Below are 15,873 nucleotides of genomic sequence, written 5' to 3'. Positions count from 1 at the left end.
TTCTTCGGTACCTCAATATTTTTTTTATTTTTTTGAAGAAGCATTCTACGTATCTTTCTCGTATTCTAAATCGTAAGAACCTCAACGCAGCAACAAGGGTGATTTTCAAAAGAAAAAGTAGCGCTACTACGTGGCAAGAAATACTGGAAGGGTGTCTTAGGCGAGATACAAAAGCGCAGCGTCAGTTGTATGAACGCTACGCCAATTTTGCCAAGAATACCTGCCTCAGGTATGCTCAAAATGAGGTAGAAGCGGAAGAGATGGCCAGTGACGGATTTTTAAAAGTATTTGATAAAATAGAAAAGTATGATCCTACTCAGCCGTTTGAAGGGTGGCTGAAGCGGATTATGATTAATACCGCTATTGACCATTATCGACGGAACTCGCACAAAATCAGCTGGTCTGATTTGGACGAAGCATCGCAAGTGCCTTATTCGGATAGTTATTACAAGGATGAACACCTGGTAAATATTACGGCTGACGAAATAATGACGTTCGTCCAACGGCTCCCAGCATCGTACCGTGCGGTTTTTTCGCTGTCGGTCGTCGAAGGGTACAACCACAACGAAATCGCAGAAATGCTCGGAATTAGCGAAAGTGCATCACGCTCCAACTTGTCGAAAGCCAAGGCAAAACTGCAAAGTTGGATTAGTGCGTATGTTATTCAACAAGATGAAATCACACACAAACATGAATAATGATTTTTTTGAACGGAGAATCAAACAACAACTGGAGTCCGTCAACCGCCCGATGAGCCCCGAGGGCTGGGAAACGGTCAAAAAGAGATTGCCCGTTCCTTGGTATTTGTCGTTTTTAAGAGAGTGGGGATTGCTGACCATGGGTGGACTTATTTTTACGGGTTTGCTCGGGAATCTTTATTATCAGTTTAAAAATCAGCAGCTTATAAGACGACTCTATGAAGAAAATTCTATCTTAAAACAAGATGTGGCAACGCTGCGGCGAACGACTTCCTCATCGGCGGAACTCGTCACCGCTCACCAAGTAGATACGGTTTATATCATCAAAAAAATGGTGGTAGAGCACCGCTATGTGTCTAACACTGACGAAAACGGTTATCAATTGGCCAGTACGAATGCTAGTTCAGAAGGAACTAAAAATCAGCGGTTAAAAAAGGAAAATGTAAAGAAAAATCCAGCGCAAGTAGCACTCGAAGCGCGTGGCGCCAAAGCAACGGATACCCTGGCGGTAGCGGCTACCGAGAAACTGCTCGAAGCGCAACCGACGGAAGCCGTACCAACCGAGCCAACACCGAATGAAACCACTGCGAAGGACGATTCTTTGACCACAGAATCAAAACCAGTGGCGCAGTTGCCTACTTCAAAAGACACCACGGCCAAAGCCACACCTCCCTTGGCAAAGAAAACGTTCAAATTCCCAACACCGCGCGTACGGGTAGGGGTAGAATCGGAGTTTGGGCTCCGAAAAATAGGCGTCGGGCCGAGTGTTGAACTGTTTTTATCACCCAATTTTAGCATTTCGGCAGGCTTACATGCGCACACGTTTTTGAGCCAAGAGTATGAGACTGTCAAAGAGTATAATGCCGCCACAGGGTTAGATTTTGTCAAACAATTTGCCGACGTCATTCCGCCCAATGATCATTTGGAGGAAATCGAAACGCACGTTTCAACGGTTGAAATGCCGATTGGGTTCAAGTATTATTTACCACTACGGCGCGATTTTTCCTTGGTTTTTGCCACGTCCACCAACGTGGATTTGCGGGCTTTTAATCAAGTAAAGTTTGAAGCGTACAAAGATGGAGCAGAGCAATACCTTTCTGCCGAAACCAGACACGTACCCAAATCATTTTACGAATATACGTTTGGGTTGGGTATTCAGAAGAAATGGAAGCAAGGCATTGCGCAAGTACAGCCCTTTGCCAACTTTTCGTTTCGTCAACCCGAATATGCCGTTGGGGGGAACAATGTGTTTGGAATAAAAGCCTCGTTGTGGGTAGAGTTTGGGAAAAAGTGAGTTGGTTCTTTGGCTAAAAACAACGGCTTAGTCTCTCATTTTGAAGGTTCAATAGAAAAAAATTGAGCGAATTGTTTTCGTATCGCAACTTTGGTGTCATAAAAAACGGACTACACAAAGTAAACAACTTGCGGATGAAAACGAGCGAAATTTCTTGGAGCTGGGTAATTTTTAGTGGCGCCTTTGCACTGGTAGGACTGGTGTGTTTGGGGTTTGCTTACTATTTCTGGAATAAAAACAGAAAACTAAAATCAAGCGGGCTAGAAACGACCGCTTTGGTGATTGCTCATTATAAAAAGCCGCAAATTCCCCCTTCCACGGCCAAGGCCGTTGTGATTCAATTTACCGATAATCGTAACCAAACAAGGGTATATTACTCAGCGCTTTACACGACGCCCGTGCAATTTCAGGTGGGTGAAACAATTCGTATTTGGTACCAAAAAAGCAACCCCAACGAGGTATTGATGGAAGGCAAAGATGAATGGCTACTTCCTACCGTGTTGGGGGCCTTTGGGGTAGTGTTTTCTTTGATTGGGCTGCCTAGCTTACTCAAGGAATTGTTTTTCTAGCTAATAGTTTAAAAAAAATTTACCCGCAGATGGGCGCAGAATAATGCAAGCGCAGATTTTCGCAGTGAAGGTAGTTTTAAGTAGTTGAGCATAAATTTTAGAGTATTAGAGTTTACACTGCTTCGTAGAAGCGTAACCTTTGTAGTAGTAGTAAAGAGAGCCATATATAAAACCCTTTTGCTTCGGAGAAGCATAACAAAGTACCAAGTTATGCTTCTCCGAAGCAAAAATTAAAAAATCACCTGCTGTTACTACAAATGTTGCGCCTCTACCGAGGCTACTTTGAATTACTCTAGAACTTTTGCTTTATTACTTAATTGTCATTATTCAGCGAAAATCTGCGGCTTTAAATCTGCGCCCATCTGCGGGTAAAGAATCAATGTACTTACTCTTCTGACTTGTTTTTCAAGCTCATCAAAAGCGTATAAGCGCCTTTTATGACGAAATTTTGCTGACTGGGCGCTGGAGATAAAATCTCGGTAAAGCCATTTTCAGTATTTCCTACGTTGACTTCGTTCATCAAATATTCTTTATTTGATTTCTGGACAAAAGCGTACTGTTTGCCTTGGTACCTCACGATGGCATCTTCGGGAAGAACGTAGGCTTGGTTGTTTTTAACTTCTACTTCCGCGTTCATGTAGGTGCCTGGAATGAGGGCTTTGTCATACTGTCGAAAGTGACATTGTACTTCCGTGGCACGGTCAGAGGTGAGGTCTTTTCCAATCATAATTACTTCTGAAAGGTGTTTTCGCTCGGGTTGATTGTTGGTATAAGCCCAAATTTTCTGCCCTATGTAGAGTTTATCCACGTCTTTTTCAAACACTTTCAGTACCAAGTGAATATCCGAAGGGTTCACCAATTCAAACATAACTTCGGTAGGCGAGACGTACTTACCGATGTTGGTGTTGATTTTAGACACATAGCCGTTGATGGGCGAAATAACCTTAACGGTACGCGTAATGTTGTTTTCGCTCAAATGGTCGGGATTGATGCCTACCAACCGAAGTTTTTGGGCCAAGGCGCTAATCAATACTTTTTGGCTCCGAAACTCCGCTTCCGAAAGCTGGTACACTTTGTCGCTGCTGGCTTTGCTTTGATTGAGGTCTTTTTGGCGCAAATACTCGTTTTCGAGGAAGTTGATTTTGGATTTTGCTGTCAAATAATCTTGTTGGAGTTGAATGTACTGCTGGTCTTCCATCACGGCCAACACTTGCCCTTTGCGAACGTTCATCCCTACCAACAAATCGGTTTCTTCCAAATAACCACCCGTAGGTACGCTGATGGAAACCACGTTTTGGGGTGGAACTTCAACGCGTCCGTTTACTTTTAACACCGACGAAATAGGCCTTTGGGTCAATGCGCCCGTTACAATCTCGGCGTTTTTGAGCTGGGCATCGCTGAGTTGAATCAAGTTTTCCTCCACTGGGGCAGCGGTCGCGTTGGTTTCGGAGGTTTTTTTACTGCAAGCTGTTAGAACAAAAACGGCTGAACAGAAAAGGAGTCCACTCAAAAAAGAGGGAGCGAAAGGCATTTTTGGGAATTTTATGGTACGTTTCATAGGAGTCGAAGGATTAATTGGTTTGACTGAAATACTGGAGCTGGATGGCAGCGTTGTTGAGGTTTTTGACTGCCTCAACGTAGTCGTTTCGTACCGTGGTGGCTTGGTTGACGAGCAGAACCCACTCCAGATAATTGATGTTTCCTGCCAACAATTGTTGGTTGGCGGTTGTCATAATTAATTGAGCGTTGGCCAAAGCCGTATTTTCAAAATAAGTGACCGTATTCAATAACTTCTGGTACTGGGCTTTGGCCGTTTGGTAATTGGTTTGAAGCGATTGGACGCCTACTTGAACGTTACTTTCAGCGATGAGTTTTTGAACTTTAGCGCTGTTGATTTGGGCTTTTTGAGCCGCTGCAAAAATCGGGATTCCTACGCCAAATTGTACCGATTGAAAGCGGTGAAAACCTGTATAGATTTGATTATCAGCGCCTGTTCCTCGGATGCTACCGTTGTTATACAGCACCGAAAGGTTCGGCAACAAGCGCGCTTTTTCAACCTGAAAACTAGCCTCGGCTACTTGTTGCTGTTGTCGCAACCACCGTAAATAAGGGTGGTCGTTGAAGGAAAGAAGTTGAGAAGGGGAGGCGAGTTTGAACGCCAAAACGGTCGGAGTAAATAGGGTCGTTGTATTCAACAGCAGTTGAAATTGCCATTGAAGCGCTTCGGAATCAAACTGAAGTTGATTCAACTGCGTCGTAATTTGCCCCAATTGCGTTTCGGCCGTGGCTTTTTCAAGGATGTTACTTTCGCCTTTGGCAAGCCGTAATTCCGCCCGTTTGAAGAAGTCAGTATAAAGGGTATCGGCAAACTGGAGCAACCGTTTCTTTTGTTGTAAATACACCAATTCGTAAAAAACTTGGGCAACTTGCTTCCGAACGTCCGCCTCCCGAACGTTGATGGCCAACACACTGCGTTGCCACTCGGCGTTCAATAAATTTTGTTGGGTTTGATACACTTTCGGAAAGCTAAACGATTGACCAATACCGACTTTGGAGTCAAAATAAACGCTGTTGATTTGTCCTAGTTCGGCCGTGACGGTCGCTTGAGGGAGCGCTTTGGCGGTTTTCGTCAGGGCTTGTTGGTAGGCCGAAACGAGCTTTTCGTTTTTGATTAATAAGTTGTTTTTCAGTGCAGTATCAATTGCTGCTTCCAACGTAATGGGCGTTTGAGCTTGTGTTGAAAAACTAATAAAACCTAACGCCACGAGAACAGCTAGGGGAGGTTTTTTCCCAATTTTTTCAAACGTCATGTATAAAATGGGCAAGACAAACAACGTCAGAAAGGTAGCAATCATCAGCCCGCCAATCACGACCGTAGCAAGTGGACGTTGGACTTCGGCACCTGCGCCGTTGCTGATGGCCATCGGCAAAAAGCCCAGAGATGCGACGAACGCCGTCATCAATACGGGGCGAAGTCGAACCTTGGTGCCGTTGATGACAATTTGTTTGACGTCTTCTAGTCCGCTCGCTTTGAGTCGGTTAAATTCAGCAATGAGTACAATGCCGTTTAAAACAGCTACCCCAAACAAGGCAATAAACCCAACGCCCGCGCTGATACTAAAGGGCATTCCGCGCGCGGCCAAAAGCAAAATACCCCCAATGGCCGACAGAGGAATGGCAGAATAAATGAGCAGTCCTTGCTTGACCGAATTGAAGGCGAAAAAGAGCAACAGAAAAATTAACGCCAACGAAACAGGTACGGCAATCATCAGCCGTTCTTTGGCTGCGTTGAGGTTTTCAAACGCCCCGCCGTACGTAATATAGTAGCCCGTTGGGAAGCGAATTCCTTGGGCTACTTTGCCTTGGAGTTCATTGACAATGCTTTGAACGTCGCGACCGCGAACGTTGAACCCCACGACAATACGACGCTTGGCGTCCTCGCGCTGAATTTGGTTGGGTCCTTCTTTGATTTGAACATCGGCCAATTGATACAGCGGAACTTGCGGGCCGTTGGGTGTGGGAATCAGCAAGTTTTGAACCGAAGTCAGGTCTTTCTTTTGCGCGCCACTAAGGCGGACGACCAAGTCGAAGCGTTTTTCTCCTTCATACACCATACCGCTGCTTTGCCCCGCAAAAGCCGTATTCACTACCCGATTGATGTCCGTAATGTTGAGGTTGTATTGGGCAATGGCGTTTCGGTTGTACTGAATCACAATTTGGGGAACCCCCGACACGGTTTCCACGTAGAGGTTTTTAGCGCCGTCGATTTTTTCGATGAGCGTCCCTAGTTTATTGGCGTAGGTGGCAAGCGTATCTAAGTTTTCTCCAAAAATTTTACAAACTACGTCTTGCCGCGCGCCCGTCATTAGTTCATTGAAACGCATTTGAACGGGAAACTGAAACCCTGCGGTTACCCCAGGGATTTCGGCCAAGGCTGCTCCCATTTTTTCGGACAATTCACTAAACGATTTGGCAGAAGTCCATTCTTTTTTGTCTTTTAAAATTACCATCATGTCGCTGGCATCCATGGGCATGGGGTCGGTAGGGACTTCGCCACTCCCAATTTTTGTGACCACTTTTTCCACTTCTGGAAAGCGAGTTTTGAGAATATGTGCCGCTTTTTGGGTGCTTTCAACGGTCGTCGAGAGGCTACTTCCCGTAAGCACACGGGTGTCCACGGCAAAGTCACCTTCTTCGAGAGCAGGGATAAATTCGCCGCCCAAAGTGCTGAAAACCAAGATTGAGATAGCAAAAAGAGAAATCACGCCGACTAAAACCATTTTTGGGAACTCTATGATTTTGGTAAGGGCATTTTGGTAAAACATTTCCACTTTTGCCATGAATCGGTCGGAGAAATTGGGGACATGATGAATTTTTTTACTCAAAAACACCGAACTCATCATGGGGATATACGTCAGCGAAAGCAAAAATGCGCCCAATAAGGCAAAAGCTACGGTTTGTGCCATGGGCTTAAACATCTTTCCCTCAATGCCTTGGAGGGTAAAAATGGGTAAATACACCACCAGAATAATGACTTGCCCAAACACAGCACTGTTCATCATTTTACTGGCCGATTGTTGTACCTCATCGTCCATTTGGGGCTGGCTAAGGTGCGTTAGTTCGTTAAATTTTTTGTTGTGGGAAAGTTGGTGCATGACCGCCTCCACAATAATCACCGCCCCATCGACGATAAGCCCAAAATCTAACGCGCCCAAACTCATTAGGTTGCCGCTTACGCCAAAAAGGTTCATCATAATGATGGCAAACAGCATCGCCAATGGAATCACTGACGCAACCAGCAAACCCGCGCGGAGGTTACCCAAAAAGAACACAAGTACTAAAATGACGATTAAGGCACCTTCTAAGAGGTTTTGTTCTACCGTTCCAATGGCATTATTAACCATTTTGGTTCGGTCCAAAAACGCTTCAATGACCACACCTTCGGGCAGGGTTTTCTGAATTTGGGTAATGCGCTCTTTGACGTTTTTGATTACCTCGCTGCTGTTGGCACCCTTGAGCATCATTACCACCGCACCCGCTACTTCTCCTTGGTCGTTGTAAGTCATTGCTCCAAAGCGGGTGGCATATCCTAGTTTAACATCGGCTACGTCTCCAATAAATAAAGGTGTACCCCCGCTGAGGCTCTTGATGGCAATATTTTTGATGTCATCCAACGTACCTACCAGCCCCTCACTGCGAATATACAGCACCGTAGATGCTTTTTCGATGTAAGAACCTCCCGTATTTTGGTTATTGGTTTCGAGGGCTTTGAAGACATCATTGATGGTAATTCCGTACGCTTGTAGTTTGTTGGGATCCACTTCAATGGAATATTGTTTGAGTTTGCCTCCAAAGCTACTCACTTCCGCAACGCCCTTTACACCAAGGAGTTGGCGGCGGACTATCCAGTCTTGGATGGTTCGTAAGTCGGTTTCGTTGTACTGTGATTCGTAGCCTTCTTTGGGACGAACCACGTACTGATAAATTTCGCCTAAACCCGTCGAAACAGGGCCTAGTTCAGGTACTCCAATCCCTTGCGGGATTTCAGCTTGGACTTTTTGGAGGCGTTCGGCTACTTGCTGCCGTGCCCAATAAATGTCTGTGGCATCGTCAAAAACGATGGTTACTAGCGATAATCCAAAACGTGAAAAGCTTCTTATTTCGATAAGTCCCGAAATGTTGTTATTGGCTTGTTCGATGGGAAAAGTAACTAAGCGCTCAATGTCGGTCGCTCCCAATGACGGCGCAATTGTAATGACTTGTACTTGATTGTTGGTGATGTCGGGGACGGCATCAATGGGGAGTTTGGTTACTTCGTAGGTTCCGTAACCGATGAGGGCAAGGACAAATAGCCCAATGATGAGTTTGTTCCTGACGGAAAACTCAATGATTGAATTTAGCATGGCAAAGATGTAAAAATGAAACAATAGCATCGCCTCGCGGCACTAAAAAGAGCAGCAAGGGAAAAAATGGAGCCAATAGAGGCTCAAAAATGTTTCATTAGGCGCGTTGTGGCGGTTGCCAAATCGCTGATAAATAGGTAGCTAGTAAATCCGAATCAGAATAAAAGGAAGGTTTTTCTGATTGTAAAACGACCACACGAGGTGCTAAAGGCTCAAACCTCGGAAAAAGATAAATGGGAACTTGAAACGACCCACAGTCATCGTGTGACTGAAACGGCAGTTGCTGGTCGCGGGCGGTGTCGCCATCATCCGCGTGATTGACAGCATAGTGGTGATAAATAAAACTGAAGAAAGAAGTACCCGCGTCTCGGTGTTGGTGTTCGTGGAAGTGTACTACAAGCACAGGCAACTTGAGCAACTGATTACAAGGAGTTGCTGAAAGCAGGTAAATTGCCAATAAAAGCTTTGAAATGAACCCTTTCACGAGTGAATTTTACAGTAATACAACCTAAATAACGACAACGGGAATTTGTTTTTCAATGATGGTTGTCATAATCCAACGTAATTACGAAGAAATTGGTGCCTACATGGGATACTTTTGGGGAAGAAAAATTACTTTTACTTTTTAACCATACCCCTTACCATCATCATGCTTCTCAACAAACGTGAATTTCTCCAGTCTGTGACAGGATTGGTCGCATTGAGTCAAACAACAGTGGATACGGCTTTGGCAGCTTTTCAACATCAATCACCCGAAGAAATAGCTCAAAATGAAAAATTTTGGGCAGAAGTTCGTAAAGGCTTTACCGTGACTTCTGAGTTTATTCACCTCGAAAACGGCTATTACGTTTTGGCATCCGACGAAGTACTAAATACGTATATAGAACACGTTAGGGATATAAATAAAATTTCATCGCGGTATATGCGGACGCGGCAGTTTGATGACAAGCTGGCCGTGCGGAAACAATTGGCGGAATTGGTGGGCGCTTCTTACGAGGAAGTTATCATTACGCGTAATACCACAGAATCGCTCGATACCATCATTTCGGGCATCGACTGGAAAGCAGGCGACGAAGTGGTGATGGCTTTACAAGATTATGGTGCCATGGTTGATATGTTTAAACAACAAGCTCGCCGCTATGGGATAGTGAACAAATTTGTTTCGGTACCGAATCATCCCGCCTCCGACGACGAAATCGTGACGCTTTACGAACAAGCCATTACGCCTAAAACCCGCCTTCTGATGGTGTGCCACATCATCAATATCACAGGTCATATTTTACCCATTCAAAAAATCGCTGACATGGCGCACGCCCGTGGGGTAGAGGTGATGGTGGACGGCGCACATGCGGTAGGGCATTTTGACTTTAAAATCCCTGATTTGCACTGTGATTACTACGGAAGCAGCCTTCACAAGTGGTTGGGGTGCCCGTTGGGGGCAGGTTTGTTGTACGTAAAAAAAGAAAAAATCAAGCAAATTTGGCCTTTATTAGGAGAAACAGGCTATCCCGACGACGACATTCGGAAACTCAACCACACGGGTACGCATCCCGTTCATACCGATTTGGCCTTGGCTGATGCCATTAATTACCACAAAAAAATTGGCATTGAACGAAAAGAAGCACGGCTGCGGTATTTGCAAACGTATTGGACGTCCAAAGTCAGAAACCATCCTGGCATTGTGGTCAATACTTCTGCGGATCCTGCTCGCCACGGTGCGATTGGAAACGTGGGTGTAGCTAAGCTTTCGCCTGCGGAGTTGGCCAAAACGTTGATGGAAAAATATAAAATTTGGACGGTCGCGATTGACTATGCCAACGTTCACGGGGTGCGCGTAACGCCTCATTTGTTTACCACCACCCAAGAATTAGACACGTTTGTGAAAGCGTTGAAAGAACTAGCAGGCTAAAAAAAAGCCCTTCCAAGTTAAGATTGAACTTGGAAGGGCTAATAAAAAAAGTAGAAAGCGATTATTTACGACTTGCTTTCCAAGCGTTGAAATCTACCATGTTCACTTGGCCACGAATTTCTCCGCCTTTGTTTACTGCTGTGTGAATGTTTGCATAAAGCAATCCTGAAAAGAGCAGATTTTCTTGTTGTTGGTTTAAATCCCAAGAACCAGAAATAGGAGAATTTAATGTACTGCCAAAGTTATAAACTACTGGCCCAGCTTCCCAGCTATTGCCGCTATGGAAGTGCCCCGCAGTAGCAGTAAGACCAGAGTAAGTGATTGTATAAGTGAGCTTTTTGGTCTCTTTGTTGTAAACACCCTCCATACGGCCTGTGGCACTGGTAGTGACGGGAGGTACTTCATTGGCACCTGTCAGCGTTGCTTCAAATTTGACCTCAGGATTAGTGTGTGGACCTTTTTCAGTACAGCTGACCATAACTCCCACAATCAATAGAGCGATGAAAAAGGGTAGAGCTTGCGTCAATTTCTTCATGGAATTTGCTGATTTGTTTTGTTTGATTATGCAATAATATTGTTTTCCGTGTCAATATCCAATAGTTTAGGGAGAAAAAATCCGTTATTGGATGGCCCAAACATCTAACTTTCTGGCGTAGAGCGCGTGTTCGTCCCACCAAATTTGTAACCATTCATCGGTTTCACTGAGGACAATGACTTTATTCCCTCGGGAAATCGCCTTTTTGACGGGCGCTGCCGAGGAGGGCGATTCGCGCAGGAAAGCTGTTTCCTTATTAATAATACCAATTTGGTAAAAGTCAGGCAAGTTGAGTAGTATAAGCAGGGTGCTTAGATACAAAATCACGACCCAAGTGTGGCGTCGTTGTATGAGTTCGTTGTGCCTTTTTTTCTGTACAAGCACCACGAAAGCATATATCCCAACAATCAACAAAAACAACGTAAAGTAAAGGGAGTATTTCCTAAAAAATAGAAAAATGAAACTAAAGTCATCAACTTCATAACCCGATAAATTGTAATTAGCCGCTGTTTCAGTAATTTTATTCAAAACGGCTTGCCTTGGTTGGCGGTTGTAAATCATACTCAAATAATACAACTCACGGGCATAATCGTTTTGCTTTTCGTTGATGTACGCCAACTTATAATAAATAGGTAGAGGTGCGAGCGTTGTGTTTTTGAAACCAGACAAGTAGCGTTCGTACAACACTTCCGTTTCTTCGATTTTACCATTCAAAAACAACGAATCAACTTTACGTAAATTGACGGGCTGGGCCTGCGCCGATAAGGTAAATAAATACCCTATCGCCGTCAATAGCTTGATGAACGTTTTAGCCGAAAATTCGATGTTTTTAGAAAAATTCAAGACCTGGTTATTAGTTATTAAGTTTTACAAAACCACCATCAATCAAATAATCGCAACCAGTAATAAAACCAGCTTCGTCTGAGCAAAGATAAAGCGCAAGGCTGGCAATTTCGGACGGTTTTGCCATGCGTCCAATCGGCTGAGATTTTGATAATTTCTCAAACATTTCAGCTTCTTTGCCAGGGTAATTTTTGGCAATAAAACCATCCACAAACGGCGTATGAACGCGGGCAGGAGAAAGACAATTGCAGCGAATATTGTCGTGCAAATAATCTTTGGCTACCGAAAGCGTCATCGCAATCACCGCCCCTTTGCTGGTCGAATACGCAAACCGATCAGGAATCCCGACGGTACCTGCAATGGAAGCAGTGTTTAAAATGACGCCACCACCTTTGCTTTGAAAATGAGGAATGACCGTAAAAAGACAATTATACATCCCTTTGACGTTGACGTTCATCACCCGTTCAAAATCACTTTCGCTGGTTGTATGGGCTTTCCCAACGTGCGCTACCCCCGCGTTGTTGACCAAAATATCAATGGGATGCTTTTGGATAATGGCTTGAATCGTTTCGACTACATCTGCTTGTTTTGAGACATCTACCGCGTGTGCTTCTGCCTGAAAACCCTGTTGCACCAATTCATCGGCAACGGTTTGGGCTTGGGCTTGATTGAGCTCAAGAATGTGAACATAAGCGCCTTGTTGCGCAAACAACTGGCTGATTGCGAGTCCGATACCACTGGCTCCGCCAGTTACGAGGGCTACTTTATTGGTGAGTGTGAACATGAATATTGAAATGCGGCTTTATAAAAAGTAAGTCATCAAGTGGGCAAAAATACCGTGATTTTGCCGAAAAGACCTATATTTCAGAAGCAATTTTAAAGAAAGCCTGCAAAACACTGATTTAATCTTTCTTTTCGTTTAACCCGTATATTTATTGAACGTACCACACTCCAACCCAATGGCGCAGGCCATAGACATTGAACGTATGAATACTTGTTTAAAAATGACTTGGAAACTTAGCCGTGTCTTATTGGCTTTATATCTGGTAACAATGGCCTTGTTTGGCTGCCAAAGCGAAACGCTAACCCCTTTTATTGATGAACAAATTGCTTCTTACAAAGACCTTTACGACCAATCGTATGGTACAGATCCACTGCAACGTTTTGACATTCATTACCCCGAAACTGTTTCTGGAAAACCATCTGAAGTGCTGATTTTATTGCATGGAGGGTCTTGGTCGGGGGGCGATAAATCATTTTTAACTCCTAGTGTCGAACAGCTTAAAAAAGCACAAAAAAACTTGACGATTGTCAATGCCAACTACCGCGTGACTAGCAAAACAGGGGTAAGAATTGGGCAGCAAATCGAAGATATTCAACAATTGGTGGCTTTTTTGAAGCAAAAGGCGGCAACTTATCACCTAAACGAAGGAGCTTTTGTCATCGGGGGAGTGAGTGCGGGAGGGCACTTGGCGATGCAGTACAGTTATACCCATCCCACGGATGGCGTACGGGCGGTAGTGGGCATTGTAGCCCCCACCGACCTGACCTCCAAAGCGCTGCGTGAAGCAGGTTTAGAAAAATCTATTGTGCAGCTGATTGGAAAATCGTACGAAGAAGCACCGCTTGATTTTTTGCAAGCAAGTCCCTTAAATACGATGACGCCCTCCGCACCTAGAACCATCCTTTTTTACGGCGGACAAGATAACATCATCACGCCTGAGCAACGGGTATTGACCGAAGCAAAATTGACGTTGTACGGAATCAATCACCAAGTCTATTTTTACCCCGAACAAACCCACGATTTTTCAGCCGAGTTACTGGCCGATAAACTGATTAATGTGTTTCGGGGTAGGTATTGATAAACAGCTTATTTAATGACCGCTAATGTTCCTTTAATGGTTTGGTTGGTGAATTTTAAACCATAGTAATATTGGCCAGCAGGCACTCCATCAGCACACCACTTAAACTTTGTGTCAATAGAACTATAAACCAATTTTCCCCAACGGCTAAAAATCTCTATTTTCTCAAATTGAGGCCCACAAGCTACGCTCGAAATACCCTCGACAAAAAAGCAATCGTTTTTGCCATCGCCGTTGGGTGTGATGACATTGGGGGTATTTTGTTCAACATTAGTAGCCGTCGGTAAATTACCTAAGCGCATTCTCACGGCGAGGGTATCGTTTTTGTTAGTACCGCAGCTATTGTCTTGGGTGATAAAATGCACCACCATTTCTTTTCCTGCCATTGCGGCGTAGTCAGCACAGTTGGGTTTCCATTCAAAACGGGAAGTAAGGCGAGGATTGCCCGTTTTTTCGTCAAATTTCATTTGGTATTGTGCCAAGTTAAAGCCTTGTCCTTGGGCGTATAACCGCAGTTGATCGGCTTTGTCGGCATCGTCAGAATAAACGTCAAAAACAACCGAACCGCTCCCGTCGGTGGCGGGCAAAGGAACGTCAATAACGGCCGTAGAGGTAAGACTCGTCGATACTTTTGGCTTGTTGTTGGGGAGGGGGGACGCTTGCAGCCGAACCGTGACTGTATCTTTCACTTGGCGATTGCAGGCCACGTCGGTGACAATAAAATCAACAATGTACTCTTGCCCGACGGCGTTGCAAGGGGGAACCCACGTAAAAGGTTGTGTCACAGTTCCTTTTCCCGTAGCGTTGTTGAAAGTCATGCCCACCTGATTGAGTTGAAAACCGCGCCCGCGTGCTTCCAACACCAGTTCATCGTTGTCTTTATCGCTGCCTATGACATTAAAATTGAGGGTTGTCCCTTGGGCAATGGCCGCACGGTTATTGGCTAAATTGGTCACTACGTCAGGATTGTTGTTGAGGGCGCCTTCAATAAAGACTCGGATGCGCAACGTGTCAAGCAGCGGTTGGGGGCAGCCGTCGTCGGCTACGATGACTTCAACAATAACGGGCTGGTTATTACGGCTTTCGACGCATTTTTCAAAGCAAATCTGCGCCTTCAACGTATCAGTTGCCGATTTGGTGACGTAAGTAAGCGGATTGGCTGAGACACTGGCGTCGTCAAAATTGATACCAATCGTACGAAGCGTCAGGCGTTGATTAGGGTCGCGGTCGGTAATCAAGATGTCCAAACATTTCGACTGGTCGCGTTTGATTGTGAGCGTTTCACCTTCCTTATAAAAAGCGGTTTTACCTGCTTCGCGGTAGAGGGCGGTTGGCGCAAAATTCTGGGGGCAATCCACCACTTTAAACTGAAACTCTCGCCTAACAGCCCCAATTTTGACGCCTTTTCGGTATTCTTCCACCAACACCGCAAAAACATAAAGTCCTGCTTTGTCGGCGGTAACATTGAGGATGCCCGTTTGCCGATTGATTCGCAACGGAACGGGGCCTGGAATCATGTTTTGATCACTGATACCCGCTGCCCAAGTGACCTGTGGATAGGTGCTGCTACCCCGCGCAACTGGTTCGGGATTGCTGGTATTGGCAAAACCCGCCCAAGGACGTGTTAGCGAATAGACCAAGCTATCGCCATCGGCATCTTTTCCGCTAAAATCGAACGTAAAAGGGCGATTGAGGCAAATATAATCACCTTTCAATTCGCCAAATTTGGGGGTAGAATTGGTATAAGGTTGGTTGTTTTGTACTAACGCGGGAAATTCGGTATAAAAAGTTTCGCCCGTACTTGCAGGATTGAGAATGTTGGTAATGATGCTATTTCGGCAGCAGCGTTCCCAAACGATGTAATAACCGCGCGGGTCATTGAAGTTTTGGGTATTGATAATAATTTCGCTGGAGTACCTAATAAACAGGGTGCGTAAATCGGCGTTCAACGCGCCACAAGTTGGATTGGTATAGCTAATGAGCTTTCGGGTGGTTTGCGGAAGCTCAATACTCCCCATGGAGGCATTGTCAGATTTGCGAAAGAAATAAAGCGTAACTGTTTGAGTTTCTGCGGCGGGACGACCATTGGCTTGGTCAAAATAAAAATTTAGCCCAACATAAAAACGGCTGGCAGCTTGGTTGGTTGGGTAGAACTCAATTTCGCCTCCCACTATGTGCGATGCCCACGAGAGGCTTGGCACAATCATCAAAATCCACAATGTGCGAAGTAGAATTTTTTTCATTTGGTTTTAGGGCTAAA

General features: G+C 44.9%; 12 protein-coding genes. 5 read left to right on the top strand and 7 right to left on the bottom strand.

Features of this window, described 5'->3' with window-relative positions; all coding sequences use genetic code 11:
• Positions 1-32 precede the first annotated feature (32 nt).
• The 3 genes from AC23N5_RS12420 to AC23N5_RS12410 all read left to right on the top strand — a co-directional run bounded on the left by AC23N5_RS12420 (position 33) and on the right by AC23N5_RS12410 (position 2,561).
• Positions 33-698, top strand: coding sequence for an RNA polymerase sigma factor (locus AC23N5_RS12420; protein WP_487755841.1), 666 nt, complete (start codon positions 33-35; stop codon positions 696-698).
• Entirely contained in the window at positions 691-1,992 is a 1,302-nt protein-coding gene (locus AC23N5_RS12415; protein ID WP_487755840.1) for a hypothetical protein, read from the top strand. Before AC23N5_RS12420 ends, AC23N5_RS12415 begins: the two co-directional genes overlap by 8 nt.
• A gap of 134 nt (positions 1,993-2,126) precedes the next feature.
• The gene (locus AC23N5_RS12410) at positions 2,127-2,561 is read left to right on the top strand and encodes a DUF3592 domain-containing protein (protein ID WP_487755839.1); all 435 of its coding nucleotides are present in this window, start codon (positions 2,127-2,129) and stop codon (positions 2,559-2,561) included.
• A gap of 385 nt (positions 2,562-2,946) precedes the next feature.
• Here the strand turns inward: AC23N5_RS12410 and AC23N5_RS12405 are convergent, their stop codons facing one another.
• The 3 genes from AC23N5_RS12405 to AC23N5_RS12395 form a co-directional block, all read right to left on the bottom strand.
• Entirely contained in the window at positions 2,947-4,119 is a 1,173-nt protein-coding gene (locus tag AC23N5_RS12405) for an efflux RND transporter periplasmic adaptor subunit (protein ID WP_487755838.1), read from the bottom strand.
• A gap of 13 nt (positions 4,120-4,132) precedes the next feature.
• Positions 4,133-8,464 (bottom strand): CusA/CzcA family heavy metal efflux RND transporter, encoded by a 4,332-nt coding sequence (locus tag AC23N5_RS12400; protein WP_487755837.1) that lies wholly within the window; start codon positions 8,462-8,464, stop codon positions 4,133-4,135.
• Between the two features lie 97 nt (positions 8,465-8,561).
• The gene (locus tag AC23N5_RS12395) at positions 8,562-8,948 is read right to left on the bottom strand and encodes a hypothetical protein (protein WP_487755836.1); all 387 of its coding nucleotides are present in this window, start codon (positions 8,946-8,948) and stop codon (positions 8,562-8,564) included.
• A 165-nt stretch (positions 8,949-9,113) separates the two neighbouring features.
• Between AC23N5_RS12395 and AC23N5_RS12390 the strand changes: the two genes are divergently transcribed.
• Positions 9,114-10,373: an aminotransferase class V-fold PLP-dependent enzyme gene (locus AC23N5_RS12390; protein ID WP_487755835.1), complete on the top strand. Its 1,260-nt coding sequence runs from the start codon at positions 9,114-9,116 to the stop codon at positions 10,371-10,373.
• 61 nt (positions 10,374-10,434) lie between these two features.
• Here the strand turns inward: AC23N5_RS12390 and AC23N5_RS12385 are convergent, their stop codons facing one another.
• The 3 genes from AC23N5_RS12385 to AC23N5_RS12375 form a co-directional block, all read right to left on the bottom strand.
• Positions 10,435-10,908 (bottom strand): CHRD domain-containing protein, encoded by a 474-nt coding sequence (locus AC23N5_RS12385; RefSeq protein WP_064750988.1) that lies wholly within the window; start codon positions 10,906-10,908, stop codon positions 10,435-10,437.
• A gap of 84 nt (positions 10,909-10,992) precedes the next feature.
• Positions 10,993-11,751, bottom strand: a complete 759-nt coding sequence (locus AC23N5_RS12380; RefSeq protein WP_487755834.1) for a hypothetical protein — start codon at positions 11,749-11,751, stop codon at positions 10,993-10,995.
• Between the two features lie 10 nt (positions 11,752-11,761).
• Positions 11,762-12,535: an SDR family NAD(P)-dependent oxidoreductase gene (locus AC23N5_RS12375; protein ID WP_028524718.1), complete on the bottom strand. Its 774-nt coding sequence runs from the start codon at positions 12,533-12,535 to the stop codon at positions 11,762-11,764.
• Between the two features lie 220 nt (positions 12,536-12,755).
• On the opposite strand from AC23N5_RS12375, the gene AC23N5_RS12370 reads away from it, so the two are divergent.
• Complete coding sequence (locus tag AC23N5_RS12370; protein ID WP_487755833.1) at positions 12,756-13,613, top strand: alpha/beta hydrolase fold domain-containing protein; 858 nt, start codon at positions 12,756-12,758, stop codon at positions 13,611-13,613.
• 8 nt (positions 13,614-13,621) lie between these two features.
• On the opposite strand, the gene AC23N5_RS12365 is transcribed toward AC23N5_RS12370, so the two are convergent.
• Positions 13,622-15,856 (bottom strand): T9SS type B sorting domain-containing protein, encoded by a 2,235-nt coding sequence (locus tag AC23N5_RS12365; RefSeq protein WP_487755832.1) that lies wholly within the window; start codon positions 15,854-15,856, stop codon positions 13,622-13,624.
• Between the last annotated feature and the right edge of the window lie 17 nt (positions 15,857-15,873).

The sequence above is a fragment of the Runella sp. R5_40 genome (genome assembly GCF_057652295.1).
This window is presented reverse-complemented; position numbering and strand designations above follow the sequence as displayed.